Raw genomic sequence first — 17115 nt, forward strand, 5'->3', positions numbered from 1 at the left:
CATTTCCATATTTTACAGAGGCTGGTACTTTAAATAGTGCCAGCCTCTTATTTTACGGAACTTTCCATTCTACCGGAAGACTTCTGATAGATACCAAAATACCGAAAACAAACAGTATATACAAATAGTTATAAAATAGTCTATTTTCTTCATTTTTGGAGCGCTGTTATCTTTCATCAAAATTTTGTAATATCAAAAAATCTTCTTAATTTTGTCAAACTTTCCCCCTCATAAAAGATTCAATAACCCTTAAAAGTCCTATTTGTATGAAAAAATGGCTTTTTCTAATCTTATTGTTTCCTCTAATTTGTGTCGCGCAGACGTATCGATATCTCGGAGTGGAGGATGGGTTAAGTAACCGGCGGGTTTACTGCATTCAAAAAGATAAAACCGGATACATGTGGTTCCTCACGCACGAAGGTATTGATCGATACAATGGAAAAGAGTTTAAACGATATAAGTTAATGGATGGTGACGCAGAAGTGAACTCTCTGTTAAATCTAAACTGGCTTTATATTGATCAGGAAGGAGTCTTATGGGAAATCGGGAAAAAAGGAAAAGTATTCCGGTATGACCAAATTCACGACTGCTTCAGTCTTGTATATAAATTACCGATGGAAAGTTTCAGCGAACAGCCGGACCCGGTCACTTATGCCTGGCTCGACCAGAACAAACACATCTGGCTATGCAATAAAGATACTATCTTTCTCTATAATACGGACACCAAACAAGTCACCCATATAAAGAATGATATAAGTGAAGAAATCACTGATATTGAACAAATAGACGAATCGCATTTCTTCATCGGTACGGAAATGGGGATTCATTATGCCCAATTAGAAAACAACGCATTGAAACTTATCAATTGCGATAAGTTGGAGAGCGTGAAAGCCCAAGTAAGCGATTTACACTTCGACAAAAAGATTCGGAAACTATTCATCGGCACTTTCTTGCGGGGAATTATGGTTTATGATATGAATACCAAATCCGTCATACGACCGGATTATAACCTGAAAGATATCAGTATCACACGGTTCAAGCCGCTAAATGACAAAGAGTTATTAATAGCTACCGATGGCGGAGGAGTACACAAAATAAATATGGATACTTATCAAATAGTACCCGAAATTGTGGCTGATTATAACAGTAATTGTGGCATGAACGGTAACAGTATCAATGACATTTTTGTGGATGATGAAGAACGGATATGGTTGGCTAATTATCCCATCGGAATCACGATACAAAACAACCGTTATACGAGCTACAAATGGATTAAGCACTCCATCGGTAACAAACAGTCTTTAATCAACGATCAAGTAAATGCCATTATTGAAGACAGAGAGGGAGATTTATGGTTTGCAACGAACAATGGCATCAGTTTTTTTAATTCAAAGACCGGACAATGGCGATCGGTGCTTAGTGCTTTTGAAGAGTCGCAAGGTAATAAAAGCCATATCTTTCTTACTATATGCGAAGTGGCTCCCGGAATTATCTGGGCAGGCGGGTACTCTTCCGGTGCTTACCAGATAGATAAGAAAACGTTCAGCGTCAGCTATTTCATGCCGCCTTTGTACACTCATACAAACAAGCGACCGGATAAATATATACGTGATATTCGTACAGATATGCAGGGTTATATCTGGTCGGGAGGATTCTACAACCTCAAGCGTATTAATCTGAAGACGCAGGAAGTACGGTTTTATGATGGATTAAATTCCATTACCGCCATCGTTGAGAAAGATGAAAAAAGTATGTGGATCGGTAGTGCCACCGGCCTATGTCTTTTAGATAAAGAATCCGGAAAATTCGAGCGCATAAAACTTCCGGTAGAGTCGAGCTATATCTATTCCCTGTACCAAGCAAAAAACGGTTCATTGTATATAGGTACCAGCGGGTCGAGACTATTGATTTACGATATTAATAAAAAACTGTTCACTCATTACCACACGGAAAACTGTGCTTTGATATCCAATAATATCTATACCATATTATCGGATGCGGACAAAGATATAATCATGAGTACAGAAAGCGGATTGACAAGTTTTTATCCCAATGAGAAAAAATTCTATAACTGGACCAAAGATATGGGATTGATGACCACCCATTTCAATGCGCTATCAGGTACGTTACGGAAAAACAATAAATTCATTTTAGGCAGTTCTGACGGAGCAGTGGAATTTGACAAGGATATGAAATTGCCCAGAAGTTATTCATCTAAAATGATTTTCAGCGATTTCAAGCTTTTTTATCAAACAATCTATCCGGGTGATGAGGATTCTCCGTTGAAAGCAAGCATCAATGATACAAAGGTACTAAAGTTAAAATACAATCAAAACATATTCTCTTTGCAGGTTTCTTCCATCAACTATGACTATCCTTCCAATATTCTTTACTCTTGGAGGCTAGAAGGTTTCTATGATAAATGGAGCAAACCCGGAACAGAGAACACGATTCGTTACACCAATCTTGCCCCGGGCAAATATACGCTAAGGGTACGTGCCATCTCCAATGAAGACAAACGCATCATGCTTGAAGAAAGAAGTATGGATATTATCATAGCCCAACCTTTCTGGCTTACATTCTGGGCCATGCTGGTTTATACAGCTATCCTTTGTCTCATTGCCATCGTCCTATTGCGTATACTGATTTTGAGGAAGCAACGCAAAGTCTCCGATGAGAAAATACATTTCTTTATCAATACAGCGCATGATATCCGTACCCCATTGACCCTTATCAAAGCACCTTTGGAAGAGCTACGCGAGAAAGAGGAGTTGAGCAAAGAAGGGATTTCGAACATGAATACGGCATTACGAAACGTAAATGCCCTGCTACGCCTGACGACCAATCTTATCAACTTTGAGAGAGCGGACGTATATTCTTCCGAGCTATATATTTCAGAGCATGAACTAAACACGTTTATGAATGAAATATTCAATGCATTTCAGCAGTACGCCAACATCAAACATATCAACTTCACTTATGAAAGTAATTTCAGGTATATGAATGTATGGTTTGATAAAGAGAAAATGGAGTCTATTTTTAAGAACATCATTTCGAATGCATTGAAATATACTCCCGAAAATGGAAATGTACAGGTTTTCGTTTCTGAAACAACAGATTCATGGAGTGTGGAAGTCAGAGACACAGGAATCGGAATTCCGGCTAACGAACAAAAGAAGCTGTTCAAGCTCCATTTCCGCGGCAGCAATGCCATTAACTCCAAAGTAACAGGAAGTGGTATCGGTCTGATGCTTGTATGGAAGTTAGTCCGTTTGCACAAAGGAAAGATTAATCTGTCAAGTATCGAAAACCAGGGATCAGTTATCAAAATAACGTTCCCCAAAGACAGCAAGCGTTTCCGGAAAGCACATCTGGCAACTCCGAGCAAACAGCGTATAGAAATCGAAAACGTTCCGTCTTCATCGCCTGAAATCTACGAAAACGCACAGAAGAAAGAGAACATAAATCATCGTCGTATCTTAATTGTGGAAGATAATGATGAGTTGCGCAACTATCTGTCGCAAACGTTATCCGAAGAATATGTCGTACAGGTTTGTTCCAATGGAAAAGAAGCACTGACGATTATTCCCGAGTACAAGCCGGAGCTGGTTATTTCAGACATTATGATGCCGGAAATGCGGGGTGATGAATTATGCCAGGCTATCAAGAACAATATCGAGACTTCCCACATCCCCGTTATCCTGCTGACTGCTTTGAATAATGAAAAAGATATTCTCTCGGGACTTCAGATTGGTGCGGATGAATACGTTGTGAAGCCATTCAACATTGGTATACTGAAAGCAAATGTGGCCAATCTATTGGCTAATCGTGCACTCTTGCGCAGCAAATACGCAAATCTGGATCTGAATGATGAGGAAAATGACGAAGACTGCATCAACTGTTCACAGGATATTGACTGGAAGTTTATTGCAAACGTTAAAAAGAATGTGGAAGACAACATCGACAATCCGGCTCTCACAGTAGATGTGTTATGCAGCCTGATGGGAATGAGTCGCACAAGCTTCTACAACAAATTAAGGGCGCTAACCGATCAGGCACCGGGAGATTATATCCGATTGATTCGTCTGAAACGTGCCGTACAATTACTAAAAGAAGACACACATAGCATAACAGAAATTGCAGAAATGACGGGATTCAGTGATGCCAAGTACTTCCGCGAAGTATTTAAGAAGCATTTTAATGTAAGTCCCAGTCAGTATGGCAAAGAGAAAAAAACAGCTAGTAAGGAAGGAGGAGAAAAGAAAGAATGAACATTTATCTCGAAGCATTTGGAATCTTTTTTAAAATAGGCGCCTTTACCATTGGAGGAGGGTATGCAATGGTGCCACTGATTGAAAATGAAATTGTCACCAAGCGAAAATGGATTGCGCAGGAAGATTTTATAGACCTGTTGGCTATCTCCCAATCCGCTCCGGGAATTCTGGCAGTCAATATTTCTATCTTCATAGGATATAAGCTGCGTGGCATCCGGGGAAGTATTATCACAGCATTGGGTACTATTTTGCCGTCTTTCATTATTATATTAGCTATCGCCCTGTTCTTTCATAGTTTCCAAGACAATCCGATAGTGGAACGTATTTTTAAAGGAATCCGCCCGGCAGTGGTGGCACTCATCGCGGCACCGACATTTACCATGGGACGATCCGCTAAAATCAACCGCTACAATCTGTGGATTCCTGTTGTCTCGGCATTATTAATCTGGCTGTTGGGCTTCTCCCCTATCTGGATTATCATTGCTGCCGGTGTAGGAGGGTTCCTGTGGGGAAAACTTAGAAAAGTCAAGAGCTAAGAAAGGAGAGTTGAGAAGGCACGGATTACACGGATTAACGCTGTTATTTTACAGATTCATAATTCCAAAAACTGCGAAATCCGTGTAATCCGTGCCTAAAATTATTATATAATAAATTATTAATCACATGATTTACCTACAGTTATTCTATACATTTTTCAAAATTGGCCTCTTTGGTTTCGGAGGTGGGTACGCCATGCTTTCCATGATTCAAGGTGAAGTGGTTACCCGTTACGGATGGGTGAGTTCACAGGAGTTTACTGATATTGTAGCAATCAGTCAGATGACTCCGGGACCTATCGGCATTAATGCAGCGACCTATGTAGGATTTACTTCTACCGGAAGTGTTTGGGGTTCCATCATTGCAACTTTTGCAGTGGTCCTCCCCTCTTTTATCTTGATGCTGACCATTAGCAAGTTCTTTTTAAGGTATCAGAAACATCCTGTGGTGGAATCTATCTTCGACGGGCTGCGCCCGGCAGTAGTAGGACTACTCGCTTCCGCTGCGCTAGTATTAATGAATGTGGAGAATTTCGGTTCGCCTACGAAAGATACTTATTCATTCGTCATCAGTATCATTATATTCCTGATCGCTTTCATCGGAACAAGAAAATACAAAGCCAATCCGATATTAATGATTATCGGCTGCGGCATTGCAGGGCTACTACTTTATTAGTTGATAGTTGATAATTGATAGTTAGCTGCGCTATGCTGCATAGTCACTTTCAATTATCAACTATCAACTATCAAATAATCAAAGTTTCAACTTCTTACTTACAGATTTGGATTCATTATGCAAGCGGTCTAAAGCTGTCACTACATAACGGCATTTCGTTTTTCCTGTTTCATAAGGAAGTTTGTAGAATGGATTACGCGTGATAGCTACAATATGGGAAGGATCGTCCAAATTCACCTTTTCTTTACTATCAAAACGATAGACTACATATTGAACTGCCTTATCCATCTCTGTATCAGCTTTCGGAGCTGTCCAGAAAAGAATATAACCATCTTCTGTCCATACTTTTTTCATCTTACGTACCTTGCCCGGAGCTTTATCATCCATAAAATCAAAGACTGGAATCAAAGCAGGATATTTATGATATTCACTGATTAAAGCATCACGATATCTACCCTGATTCTCAACAACAGCTGCTGCATACCATTGACAGCTGCCTCCGATTGTTTGGTAAGCACGTTGCAAAGCCATCTTACGGGGAAGCTGATTGATAGAAGGATTCTGCGGATCGGCAAACTGAACAGTCTTTGGCACTGACTGGCCGATAAATAACGGCCGGTTTTCCGAATGAGTAGCCCACCATTTCACCAATGTCTCATAGTCGGCAGCCTTGTGACCAATCTCCCAATAAATTTGCGGAATATTATAATCAATCCATCCTTCACGTGCCCAAAGAAGCACATCGGCATAAAGATCATCATAGTTCTGCAAACCATTGGTGTTACTTCCCAACGGATCGCTTTTCTGATTACGATAAATACCGAACGGACTAATACCGAACTTCACCCATGGCTTGATGCCACGAATCGTTTCATGAAGCTTCTTTATCAACACATTCACATTACTACGACGCCAATCTGCCTTATTGGTGAAACCTCCACCGTAACGGGCGAAACTTGCATCATCCGGAAAATCCAACCCATTAACCGGATAAGGATAGAAATAATCATCCATGTGAATAGCATCTACATCATAACGAGACACAATATCGGTCACAATTTTGCAGATATGTTCACGGCTTTCGGGAAGTGCCGGATCGAAATATAGCTGATCGCCATAAGTAACAAACCATTCCGGATGCTGGTGATAAATATGTTCCGGTGCCAACTTGTTCTTTAATGAGGTCTTCACGCGGTAAGGATTGATCCAGGCATGAAATTCCATATTCCGTTTCTGACATTCTTCAATCATAAACTGCATCGGATCCCACATAGGGGAAGGTGTCTGACCTTGCGTTCCTGTCAGGAAACGGCTCCACGGCTCATGCTGGGAAGCGTATAATGCATCTGCTTCAGGGCGTACCTGAAAGATGATTGCGTTAATGCCGGCTTCCTGAAGAGAGTTCAATTGACTAATCAATATTTGTTTCAATCTCTCTGTGGGAATGCCACGAAACTGACCGTTAACAGCTTGTATCCATGCTCCACGGAATTCACGTTTAGGATATTTATTGCCTGACGGCACCTGCGCCCTCACTCCTACCACCAGAAGAAGAGCTAAAAGTAAAAGATAGTTTTTCAGCTTCATAATATTCTTAAATCGTAATAATGTGACGCAAAGATAATACAAACTCCCGATAAATTCGCTAACTTTGCCGACTACCATAAAAAAGGAGTATTTTATGTCAGAAAACAACTATATTTCGATCAAAGGCGCACGCGTCAACAACCTAAAAAACATCGATGTAGATATTCCCCGCAACAAGCTTGTTGTCATCACCGGATTATCGGGTTCGGGAAAATCATCTCTCGCTTTTGATACTCTCTATGCAGAAGGACAACGCCGCTACGTGGAGAGTCTAAGCAGTTATGCGCGTCAGTTCCTGGGGCGAATGAGCAAGCCGGAATGTGACTTTATCAAAGGAATTCCTCCCGCCATTGCTATCGAACAGAAAGTGAACAGCCGTAATCCCCGTTCTACCGTGGGCACCTCGACTGAAATTTACGAATATCTACGCCTGTTATATTCACGGGTAGGGAAAACATATAGTCCCATCAGCGGACAAGAAGTGAAGAAACACTCTACAGAAGACATTGTCAACTGCATGCTCTCATATCCGGAAGGTACAAGATATACGGTACTGACACCTATCCGCCTGCGTGAAGACCGCACCTTGCAACAGCAACTGGAGATAGACCTGAAACAAGGGTTCAACCGTATCGAAGTGAACGGGGAGATGAAGCGTATTGATGAATATACGCCTGTGGCAGGTGATGAAGTATATCTACTGGTAGACCGTATGGCTGTTGCCAACAGCAAGGACGCCATCAGTCGACTGACCGATTCTGCCGAAACAGCCATGTATGAAGGTGACGGAACCTGTATGCTGCGTTTTTATCTATCAGACGGAACTACGAAGTTACATACTTTCAGCACTAAATTCGAAGCAGACGGTATCACCTTTGAAGAGCCTAATGACCAGATGTTTTCATTCAACTCTCCTATCGGTGCTTGTCCCGTATGTGAAGGATTCGGTAAAGTGATCGGTATTGATGAGCATTTAGTTGTTCCGGATCGTTCCTTATCCGTATATGAAGGTGCTATCGTGTGCTGGCGAGGTGAAAAGATGGGTGAATGGAAAGAAGAACTGATTCACAATGCGGATAAATTCGACTTCCCTATTTTCACTCCTTATTATGAGTTGACAGATGCGCAACGCCGTTTACTTTGGGAAGGCAATCAATATTTCCATGGCATCAATGATTTCTTCAAGATGCTGGAAGAGAATCAATATAAGATACAATACCGGGTGATGCTGGCACGTTACCGGGGAAAGACGCTTTGTCCGAAATGCCACGGCACTCGCCTGAAACCGGAAGCCGGATATGTCCGGGTGGGTGGAAAAAACATTTCCGAACTGGTAGATTTGCCTATCACAGAGCTGAAGCTATTTTTCGATCATTTGGAACTGGACGAGCACGACAGCAACGTATCCCGACGTATCCTGGTTGAAATAAATAGCCGGATTCGTTTTCTAATTGATGTAGGTTTGGGCTATCTGACTTTGAACCGGCTTAGTAATTCTTTATCGGGTGGAGAAAGTCAGCGTATCAATCTGGCAACTTCACTGGGAAGTAGCCTTGTTGGTAGCCTTTATATTCTCGACGAGCCAAGTATCGGACTGCATAGCCGTGATACGGACCGTCTGCTCCATGTGTTGCGTCAACTACAACAATTAGGCAATACAGTAGTGGTGGTAGAGCACGATGAAGAGATTATCCGTGCCGCAGATTACATTATTGATATAGGTCCTAATGCAGGACGTCTGGGTGGAGAGGTTGTTTACCAAGGCGATATGAAGGATTTGAAGAAGGGAAGCAACAGCTATACGGTACGTTATCTTTTGGGAGAAGATGAAATTCCCGTTCCGGAGCATCGCCGGCCGTGGAATAATTATATAGAATTGAAAGGTGCACGTGAGAATAACCTGAAAGGAGTAAACGTACGCATCCCACTTAATGTAATGACAGTCGTTACCGGTGTTTCCGGTTCCGGAAAGAGTACATTGGTGAGAGACATTTTCTTCCGGGCATTGAAACGCGAATTGGATGAATGCAGTGACCGACCGGGAGAATTCTCTTCAATCGGAGGAAGTTTGCGCGACCTGCGAAATGTAGAATTTGTAGACCAGAATCCTATTGGTAAATCATCACGTTCTAATCCGGTGACCTACATCAAGGCTTACGACGAAATCCGTAAACTATGGTCTGAACAACCACTAGCTAAACAAATGGGGTATACTCCCGGATTCTTCAGCTTCAACAGTGAAGGCGGGCGTTGCGAAGAGTGTAAAGGGGAAGGAACCATTACTGTAGAGATGCAATTTATGGCAGACTTGGTACTGGAGTGTGAATCTTGTCATGGAAAACGGTTCAAGTCTGATACGCTGGAAGTGAAATTCCACGATAAAAGCATCTATGATGTATTGGAAATGACCGTGAATCAAGCCATTGAATTCTTCAATGAACATGGACAAAAGAAAATCGTAAAGAAGCTGCTTCCTTTGCAGGATGTAGGATTGGGATATATTAAATTAGGGCAGTCATCTTCGACTCTTTCCGGTGGTGAGAACCAACGTGTCAAACTGGCATTCTATTTGAGCCAGGAGAAAGCCGACCCCACGATGTTTATCTTTGACGAGCCGACTACAGGACTACACTTCCATGATATTCGCAAACTTCTGGATGCTTTCGACGCACTGATTCGCCGGGGACACAGCATCGTTATCATCGAACATAATATGGATGTCATCAAATGTGCCGATTATGTAATCGATCTCGGACCGGAAGGTGGAGATAAGGGCGGAAACATTGTAGCAGTGGGCACTCCGGAAGAAGTTGCCGCTTGCGGAGCAAGCTATACAGGACAGTTCCTGAAAGAAAAACTGGGATAAGCATTATTATTTCGTTGTATTTCTCCCTACATATACAAGATCTTTGTACTATCTACTTTTGGTAGATATGTACAAAATCTTGCTCTCATTTTTTACCCCAATTGCATCTTTACTTCTTAACACAAACAAGTCGATCAACACTCAGGTAAGCAAGGCTATAAACAATTCTCAGACCGTCCATATCCTGACGTACTGCATCTTCCCCTCACCACTAAAAGCAAAGAATATAAATGTTAAAATAGCAAAAGACATGCAGTCTTTTTAATTTTTGTGTATCATATTTATTATAGAGTGTTGTACAGATAATAAAACATATGAACAAAAAGGAACTTGTAGAATTGTGTAAAAAAGGAGATGAGCGAACTTTAAGCTGGCTTTACCAAACCTATGCCGATAAGATGATAAAAATTTGCTTTCATTATGTCTCTGACAAACAAATAGCACAAGACCTCTTACATGACGGTTTTATTATCATCTACACATCTATAGATTCCTTACATTCTCCTGAAAAATTAGAGCATTGGATGGGGACGATAATGAAAAATATATCTTTAAGATATTTAAAACAGCGCAATTCGATGACTACAATCTCTTTAGAAGAAATAAGTGAGGAAGAAGACCCTGTGGATACATTCCCATCCAATGATTTTCCACCTTACAAAACGATGCTCAGAATGATAGAATCACTCCCGGAGGGATATAGCACAGTTTTCAAATTAGCCATATTAGAAGGATTGTCTCACAAAGAGATTAGTTTATTATTAAACATAGCTCCTCATTCTTCCTCATCGCAATTGTCAAGAGCAAAGGATATGCTACGCAAGCTCATCTCCCAATACCGCATTGTCATAGGATTATTTATATTATCATCTATTATTTCTATACAAATATGGCTATATATATCTAAGAATACTATCATTACAAAACAAAATATAGCAATTACACAGAAAGAGAAAGAACACGAAATTGCAAATATATTATTAAAAGATTCCATAAAAACTGTTTTGAGCCAAGATTATGTGTCTGCTCCTCCCAAGTATGTACATTCCGAACCTATAAGAAATTTATCCACACAAAAGGTTATTTTGCAAGACAGTGCTACAGAAGAGAAAGACAGCATAAACTCTTTTTATCATCAAATAACAGAAAAGCAAGATACCCCAAAGCAGCAAGAACATTATTCCGCTTATACAATCAAACAACTTTCCAACGATAAAAAGAATTGGTCATTAGCTTTATCTTATTCAGGAGGAGAAAAACAAACCAACACTCAACGCTCAAGAATCCCCGGTGATATTTCATCCGGAGATTCCAAAGAGGTAGTAGAAAAATCATATCATCATATCCCCATTACGCTATCACTTTCGGTGCGTAAGAATATAAATGAACATTGGGGCATAGAAACCGGAGTACGGTATACATACTTACGTTCTGATTTCACTATCATCAACGATTCCTATTTAGAAAAAGTACAGAAAATCAGTTATATAGGAATCCCATTCAAAGGTTCTTTCAATATATGGAAACAAAAAAGATTCTCCATATATACTTCCGCAGGAATAACTTTGGATATACCTGTAAGAGCAACATTAGAAGAACTCACATCAGATAATGGGCAAATTATATATCAAAAGATGAGTAATCTATATCCACGTTTACAGTGGTCGGCAGATTTTGGTATAGGAATCCAGTATCATATAACATCTTCTATCGGAATCTATGCAGAACCTAATTTACGCTACTACTTTAATAATGGAAGTACACTAAATACAATTAGGACTACAAAGCCATTCGATGTGACATTACCTATAGGTATTCGCCTATCCTGGTAAAAAAAGAACGATCATCATGCAGTCTTTCAAGGAATAATTTATCATGATTATAGAAAGTTATTCTAATTGTATCAATCATTACACATGAACTATTATTATGCAAGAGCGTCATCAAAACAGAAATATCTATTTCAAAGAACTGTCTATAACAAGTAGGAACTATTTTATCCCATATATCCAGTATTGGCATACAATAGAAGCAAAAATGAATGTATTAGAAATTGGTTGTGGTGATGGAGGTAACTTACTTCCTTTTTCGGAAATTGGATGTAATACCGTTGGAGTTGACATAGCCCAAAGTCGTATTAAAGATGCAAAAACTTTTTTTAATGAATCTCATGCAGAAGGTGAATTTATAGCAGCAGATATATTTAAGCTAAAGGAATTGGAGCAGAATTTTGATATTATTATCTGCCATGATGTATTTGAACACATCACAGAAAAAGAACTATTCTTATCTAATTTGAGCAAATACCTGAAACCACAAGGTATTGTCTTTATGACATTTCCTGCATGGCAAATGCCGTTCGGAGGTCATCAACAAATATGTAGAAACCAAATTTTGTCCTGTTTGCCTTTTATTCATTTATTCCCCACTTCCATATACCGATTACTTCTGAAAGCTTTTAGAGCGGATGCTGACTGTATAAATGAATTACTTTCCATTAAAAAGACAGGTGTAACGGTAGAATTATTCGAAAGATTAATTAAAAAGAAAAATCTAAAAATACTAAACAGGCAACTATGGTTCATCAACCCGCATTATAAAATAAAATTCGGGCTATCCCCACATAAATTGAATAAAATGATTTCCGAAATACCTTACCTGAGGAATTTCGCTAGCACAAGTTGCTTCTACATCTTAAAACAAAAAGAATAAACTTATAAGATTAAGATACATCAATCCCTCTTGGCAAATTTTCGCTTACCAAGAGGGATAATATATTAAATCCAACTATTATAAGTAGAAACCGAATCCTATCTTGACACCGAAACGTGACATATCGCCATCATTGAAACGCCATTTATAATAAACAGCAGGCTCAATCGTTACCGTGCGCGAAAGGAAGAAAGCATATCCGCCTTCGATACCCAGTCCCCAGTCAGTCTGATGCTTGCCACCACTCCAGCGGAAACGATTCCAGTCGAGTCCTCCACCTAAATAGATACCGGTTTTATTGAAATAGAAACGTACTCCCGTACCTAATGTATACTCGTCTATCGGTTTCGACCAATCGGCTCCGGCATTTACCATCAAGGCAATACCCTCGGCAAAGAATGTACCGACTTGTGCACCAACACCAAACTTTGCTTTATCATTTTTACTATACGAAAAGTCCAATCCCGATAATGAAGGATTAATAATCGTAGTTCCTTTCTCAAATTGCGCCTGTGCAGTGAAAGAGACTGCCAATAAGCAAAGTGCCAAAGCTAATTTTTTCATAAACTTACTTTTTTAAGTGAATAGATTGTTCGTCTTTTTTGCGGCGTTCACGCATTTGCTCCTTTTTCCGAAGCACTAGCCAAAGAAGAAAGACGATGACATAAGAAACTGCCACCGTAATTATTTTCTCCGTTAAGCTGACTTCCGTATTACGAGGCAACAAATAAGCCGCTGTTACGGATACATAAATAAGGAATGCAATTGCCACTCCTGTTGATTTTTTTATTTTCTTCATTCTGATAATTTTCTTGTTTTCTGCTTGCCCAGCCAAACGTAGAACCAGACAGCAGCGATCACTACACACGCTATACCAACGCTGTAAGAAATCACGTGCGAAAGTCCCAATCCTTCGGGGGCAATACATATATAAGTAGAGCACACACTCGTCATGAACAGTGCCGGTATCAAAGTAATGATATAAGGTTTCTTGGATACTGCCAGAAATACTGTTATGGCCCATAAGGTAAACACCGCCAATGTCTGATTAGCCCAAGCAAAATAACGCCATATCATATTAAATCCATTTGCATCGCGCAGACTGTACAAAAGCAGACCGATAGCTACCACAAACATCGGAATACAAATGTATAAACGGCGACGCATACTTCTTTGTTCCAGTCCCAGAAAGTCCGCTACAATCAGACGGGCGGAACGGAAAGCCGTATCTCCCGAAGTTATCGGGGCTGCAATCACTCCCAAAATAGCGAGCACTCCGCCGATTGCCCCCAGCCATTCTTTTGTGATGGCATCTACTATAACGGAAGCATTACTCTCTCCCATTCCGTTCTCATGGAAGAAGTAAGTAGCGGCGGCAGCCCAAATAAGGGCAACAATACCTTCGGTAATCATCGCACCGTAGAACACCGGACGTCCGTGACGCTCTGAAGTCATACAACGTGCCATCAAAGGGCTTTGCGTAGCATGGAAACCGGAAATTGCCCCGCAAGCAATACTCACAAACATAATCGGGAAAATAGGAAGCTCGCTCGCTTCGGGATTCGTATTCTGCAAACCATCCCACAGTTCCGGCAAGGCAGGATGATTGACGTAAAGCATCACCAGGATACCTACTGCCATAAACAGCAGCGCCACCGCAAACAGCGGATAGATTTTACCAATAATTTTATCTACAGGCAATAAAGTTGCCAAAATATAATAAGCAAACACAACGACAATCCAAAACGTAGCATCCAAGTTTTCCGGTGTGAGCTTCGCCAGCAGTCCGGCAGGACCGGCAACAAATACAGAACCTACCAGAATCATCAAGATAACGGTAAATCCTCTCATTATCTGCTTCGTCGTAAGTCCCAAATAGCGACCGATGATCTCGGGCAAACTTTCACCACCATTACGTAAAGAAAGCATCCCGGCAAAATAATCGTGCACCGCACCTGCAAAAATACTTCCCAGTACAATCCATAAATAAGAAGAAGTACCGAACTTCGCTCCCATAATCGCCCCGAAAATCGGACCTAATCCCGCAATATTAAGGAACTGAATCATGAAAATCTTCCAGGTTGGCAAAGGGATATAGTCCACTCCATCAGCCTTGGTCAGTGCCGGCGTTTTACGATCATCAGGACCAAAGACGCGCTCCATCAGGCGTCCATACGTAAAATAGCCTACTATCAACGCAAGCAGGCATAGAGTAAATGTAATCATAGTGTGTCGTTTTTTAGCTTGGCAAATGTAACATAATCTCACGAAACAGCCCAACAATACCGACACTTTTACTAACTTTGCAGGGATTTAAAACAAAAAATAAAGAATATGCGCCTGACTATTTTCATTCTTTCACTTTTGTTTCCTTTACTCCCGATGGCTGCGCAGCCCAAGTATGAAGTCCGTGCGGCCTGGCTTACGGCTTTGTATGGTCTCGACTGGCCTCGTACACGTGCTGTAAGTCCGCAAAGTATCCGTAAGCAGAAGGAAGAACTGGTAGATATTCTCGATAAACTGAAAGCTGCCAACTTCAACACTGTCCTGTTTCAGACGCGTACACGCGGGGATGTATTATATCCTTCGTCCATCGAACCTTTCAATTCTATCCTGACAGGAAAATCCGATGGGAATCCCGGTTATGACCCGCTCGCTTTTGCCATTGAAGAGTGTCATAAGCGAGGCATGGAGTGTCATGCCTGGATGGTGACTATCCCGTTGGGAAACAGAAAGCATGTTGCTTCTCTCGGTAGCCGGTCTGTTACCAAACGAATGAAAGATATTTGCGTACCGTATAAAAATGAATATTTCCTGAATCCGGGACACCCGGGGACTAAAGAATATCTGATGAAGCTGGTGCGGGAAGTCGTCAGTCGCTATGACATCGACGGAGTGCATTTCGATTATCTGCGCTATCCGGAGAATGCCCCTTTCTTCCCCGACAAGTACGACTTCCGCCGATATGGCAAAGGCCGCACAGTGGAACAGTGGCGGCGGGATAATATTTCGGAAATCGTACGCTATATACATAAAGGTGTAAAGGCCATGAAGCCATGGGTGAAACTAAGTGCCAGTCCGGTAGGAAAATACAAGGACACTTCGCGTTACCCTTCCCGTGGATGGAATGCCTTCTTTACCGTTTATCAAGACCCGCAAGGATGGCTTGGCGAAGGTATCATGGATCAAATATATCCAATGATGTATTTTCAAGGAAACAGTTTCTATCCTTTTGCCCTCGACTGGCAGGAGCAGAGTAACGGACGGCAGGTCATTCCGGGACTCGGCATCTACTTCCTTCATCCCGACGAAGGAAAATGGACGCGTGACGAGATTGACCGTCAAATGAATTTCATTCGCACTCATAAACTGGCGGGTGAAGCACACTACCGAGTGAAATATCTAATGGAAAACACACAAGGTATTTATGACGAATTGGCCGAGAACTTCTATGCATATCCAGCTTTACAGCCACCTATGCCGTGGCTGGACAATGTTCCGCCTACGGCTCCATCCGAACTGAAAACAACGAATATCGACAATGGATATACGGAATTAAAGTGGCAGGCTGCTACTGACAATGATTCGCGTAATCAGCCGATGTATGTTATTTACGCATCAAATGAATATCCGGTAGACATCAGCCGACCGGAAAATATTGTTGCACAGGGTATTCGGGATACAAGTTATATCTATGCTCCCATCCTCCCTTGGAATAGTAAGAAACATTTTGCCGTTACAGCCGTAGACCGTTACGGAAATGAAAGTGCAGCGACGCAGATATGATATACAAAGACCGATTCTTTATCAGGGCAAACGCTCAATAATATTGACGCCCTTATAAGCCTCTCAAGGCCATACAGTAGAGACATATACCATGCATTTTCGCAATATCATGATACAATAATGTAGAAACACACTCTACGCCCTCTACAAGAGGTCTGTATAAATTATTGAGCGTTTGCCCTGATTCTTTATCGACTTTCACTTCTCCTGCAAAAGATTTTTCATTTTCATTTCTCATATTCTCATAAAACAAAGCTAATCTACTGTAAATCACTTATATGACACTATGAGAAATAAAACGTAAAATGGCATTTCTCATAGTATTTTCACTATTTTTAGCTAAAAACGGTGCATTTCTCATAGGTTCCGAGTCATTTCTCATCTTATTTTCATACTCCTTTCCTTCTTCAGTTTCCTTAGCAACTCTCTATTGTTTATTGCTTTTCTGTGTATCATTCACCGTATACTTATCTGTTTTTCCTTCACCATTACCGTTTTATCTTACCGCTATCCGGTTCGTTCCACTCCAGTGAATAGATCTTTGCACTGGAGTGAACGGTTCTTTCCACTGGAGTGCAACGATCTATTCACTAGAGTGGAACAGGGCAGACGCATTATATTTTTTACTATCCCACTCCTGTTTTTATTCTATTTATATGATTGATTATTAACTTATTA

Annotated in this window: 11 protein-coding genes; 7 read left to right on the forward strand and 4 right to left on the reverse strand. The window is 40.9% G+C overall.

The window, feature by feature from the left end:
• Window positions 1-266 precede the first annotated feature (266 nt).
• From I2I13_RS22760 to I2I13_RS22770, 3 genes are all read left to right on the forward strand, one after another.
• Window positions 267-4271: a response regulator gene (locus I2I13_RS22760; RefSeq protein WP_195650597.1), complete on the forward strand. Its 4005-nt coding sequence runs from the start codon at window positions 267-269 to the stop codon at window positions 4269-4271.
• Window positions 4268-4810, forward strand: a complete 543-nt coding sequence (locus I2I13_RS22765) for a chromate transporter (RefSeq protein WP_074637854.1) — start codon at window positions 4268-4270, stop codon at window positions 4808-4810. The genes I2I13_RS22760 and I2I13_RS22765 overlap by 4 nt, the downstream gene beginning before the upstream one ends.
• Before the next feature lie 127 nt (window positions 4811-4937).
• Window positions 4938-5486: a chromate transporter gene (locus tag I2I13_RS22770; protein ID WP_074637856.1), complete on the forward strand. Its 549-nt coding sequence runs from the start codon at window positions 4938-4940 to the stop codon at window positions 5484-5486.
• A gap of 78 nt (window positions 5487-5564) precedes the next feature.
• On the opposite strand, the gene I2I13_RS22775 is transcribed toward I2I13_RS22770, so the two are convergent.
• A complete protein-coding gene (locus I2I13_RS22775; protein ID WP_195650598.1) occupies window positions 5565-7151 on the reverse strand; it encodes a glycoside hydrolase family 10 protein in 1587 nt (528 codons plus the stop codon).
• A 16-nt stretch (window positions 7152-7167) separates the two neighbouring features.
• Between I2I13_RS22775 and uvrA the strand changes: the two genes are divergently transcribed.
• The 3 genes from uvrA to I2I13_RS22790 all read left to right on the forward strand — a co-directional run bounded on the left by uvrA (window position 7168) and on the right by I2I13_RS22790 (window position 12651).
• On the forward strand, window positions 7168-9939 hold the full coding sequence (uvrA, locus tag I2I13_RS22780) for an excinuclease ABC subunit UvrA (protein WP_195650599.1): 2772 nt from the start codon (window positions 7168-7170) through the stop codon (window positions 9937-9939).
• Window positions 9940-10253: 314 nt separating this feature from the next.
• Window positions 10254-11771 carry a sigma-70 family RNA polymerase sigma factor gene (locus I2I13_RS22785; protein ID WP_148364667.1) on the forward strand — a complete coding sequence of 506 codons (1518 nt, stop codon included), beginning with the start codon at window positions 10254-10256 and terminating at the stop codon, window positions 11769-11771.
• 97 nt (window positions 11772-11868) lie between these two features.
• Window positions 11869-12651, forward strand: a complete 783-nt coding sequence (locus I2I13_RS22790) for a bifunctional 2-polyprenyl-6-hydroxyphenol methylase/3-demethylubiquinol 3-O-methyltransferase UbiG (RefSeq protein ID WP_148364666.1) — start codon at window positions 11869-11871, stop codon at window positions 12649-12651.
• Window positions 12652-12729: 78 nt separating this feature from the next.
• Here the strand turns inward: I2I13_RS22790 and I2I13_RS22795 are convergent, their stop codons facing one another.
• The 3 genes from I2I13_RS22795 to I2I13_RS22805 are packed head-to-tail and all read right to left on the reverse strand — an operon-like array spanning window position 12730 to window position 14877.
• The gene (locus I2I13_RS22795) at window positions 12730-13215 is read right to left on the reverse strand and encodes an outer membrane beta-barrel protein (RefSeq protein ID WP_008999784.1); all 486 of its coding nucleotides are present in this window, start codon (window positions 13213-13215) and stop codon (window positions 12730-12732) included.
• 4 nt (window positions 13216-13219) lie between these two features.
• Window positions 13220-13450 (reverse strand): hypothetical protein, encoded by a 231-nt coding sequence (locus I2I13_RS22800; protein WP_148364665.1) that lies wholly within the window; start codon window positions 13448-13450, stop codon window positions 13220-13222.
• Entirely contained in the window at window positions 13447-14877 is a 1431-nt protein-coding gene (locus I2I13_RS22805; RefSeq protein ID WP_148364664.1) for a carbon starvation protein A, read from the reverse strand. Before I2I13_RS22805 ends, I2I13_RS22800 begins: the two co-directional genes overlap by 4 nt.
• Before the next feature lie 108 nt (window positions 14878-14985).
• Between I2I13_RS22805 and I2I13_RS22810 the strand changes: the two genes are divergently transcribed.
• Entirely contained in the window at window positions 14986-16437 is a 1452-nt protein-coding gene (locus I2I13_RS22810; RefSeq protein ID WP_195650600.1) for a glycoside hydrolase family 10 protein, read from the forward strand.
• The last annotated feature ends 678 nt before the right edge of the window (window positions 16438-17115 follow it).

Origin of the sequence: Bacteroides sp. D55t1_190419_B8 (assembly GCF_015558905.1) — a bacterium.
In the GTDB taxonomy this organism is placed as follows: Bacteria; Bacteroidota; Bacteroidia; order Bacteroidales; family Bacteroidaceae; genus Bacteroides; species Bacteroides vicugnae.

Coding starts and splice junctions, on each gene's coding strand:
- I2I13_RS22760 (WP_195650597.1), top strand. CDS start 267: ATGAAAAAATGGCTTTTTCTAATCTTATTGTTTCCTCTAATTTGTGTC.
- I2I13_RS22765 (WP_074637854.1), top strand. CDS start 4,268: ATGAACATTTATCTCGAAGCATTTGGAATCTTTTTTAAAATAGGCGCC.
- I2I13_RS22770 (WP_074637856.1), top strand. CDS start 4,938: ATGATTTACCTACAGTTATTCTATACATTTTTCAAAATTGGCCTCTTT.
- I2I13_RS22775 (WP_195650598.1), bottom strand. CDS start 7,151: ATGGTAGTCGGCAAAGTTAGCGAATTTATCGGGAGTTTGTATTATCTT.
- uvrA (WP_195650599.1), top strand. CDS start 7,168: ATGTCAGAAAACAACTATATTTCGATCAAAGGCGCACGCGTCAACAAC.
- I2I13_RS22785 (WP_148364667.1), top strand. CDS start 10,254: ATGAACAAAAAGGAACTTGTAGAATTGTGTAAAAAAGGAGATGAGCGA.
- I2I13_RS22790 (WP_148364666.1), top strand. CDS start 11,869: ATGCAAGAGCGTCATCAAAACAGAAATATCTATTTCAAAGAACTGTCT.
- I2I13_RS22795 (WP_008999784.1), bottom strand. CDS start 13,215: ATGAAAAAATTAGCTTTGGCACTTTGCTTATTGGCAGTCTCTTTCACT.
- I2I13_RS22800 (WP_148364665.1), bottom strand. CDS start 13,450: ATGAAGAAAATAAAAAAATCAACAGGAGTGGCAATTGCATTCCTTATT.
- I2I13_RS22805 (WP_148364664.1), bottom strand. CDS start 14,877: ATGATTACATTTACTCTATGCCTGCTTGCGTTGATAGTAGGCTATTTT.
- I2I13_RS22810 (WP_195650600.1), top strand. CDS start 14,986: ATGCGCCTGACTATTTTCATTCTTTCACTTTTGTTTCCTTTACTCCCG.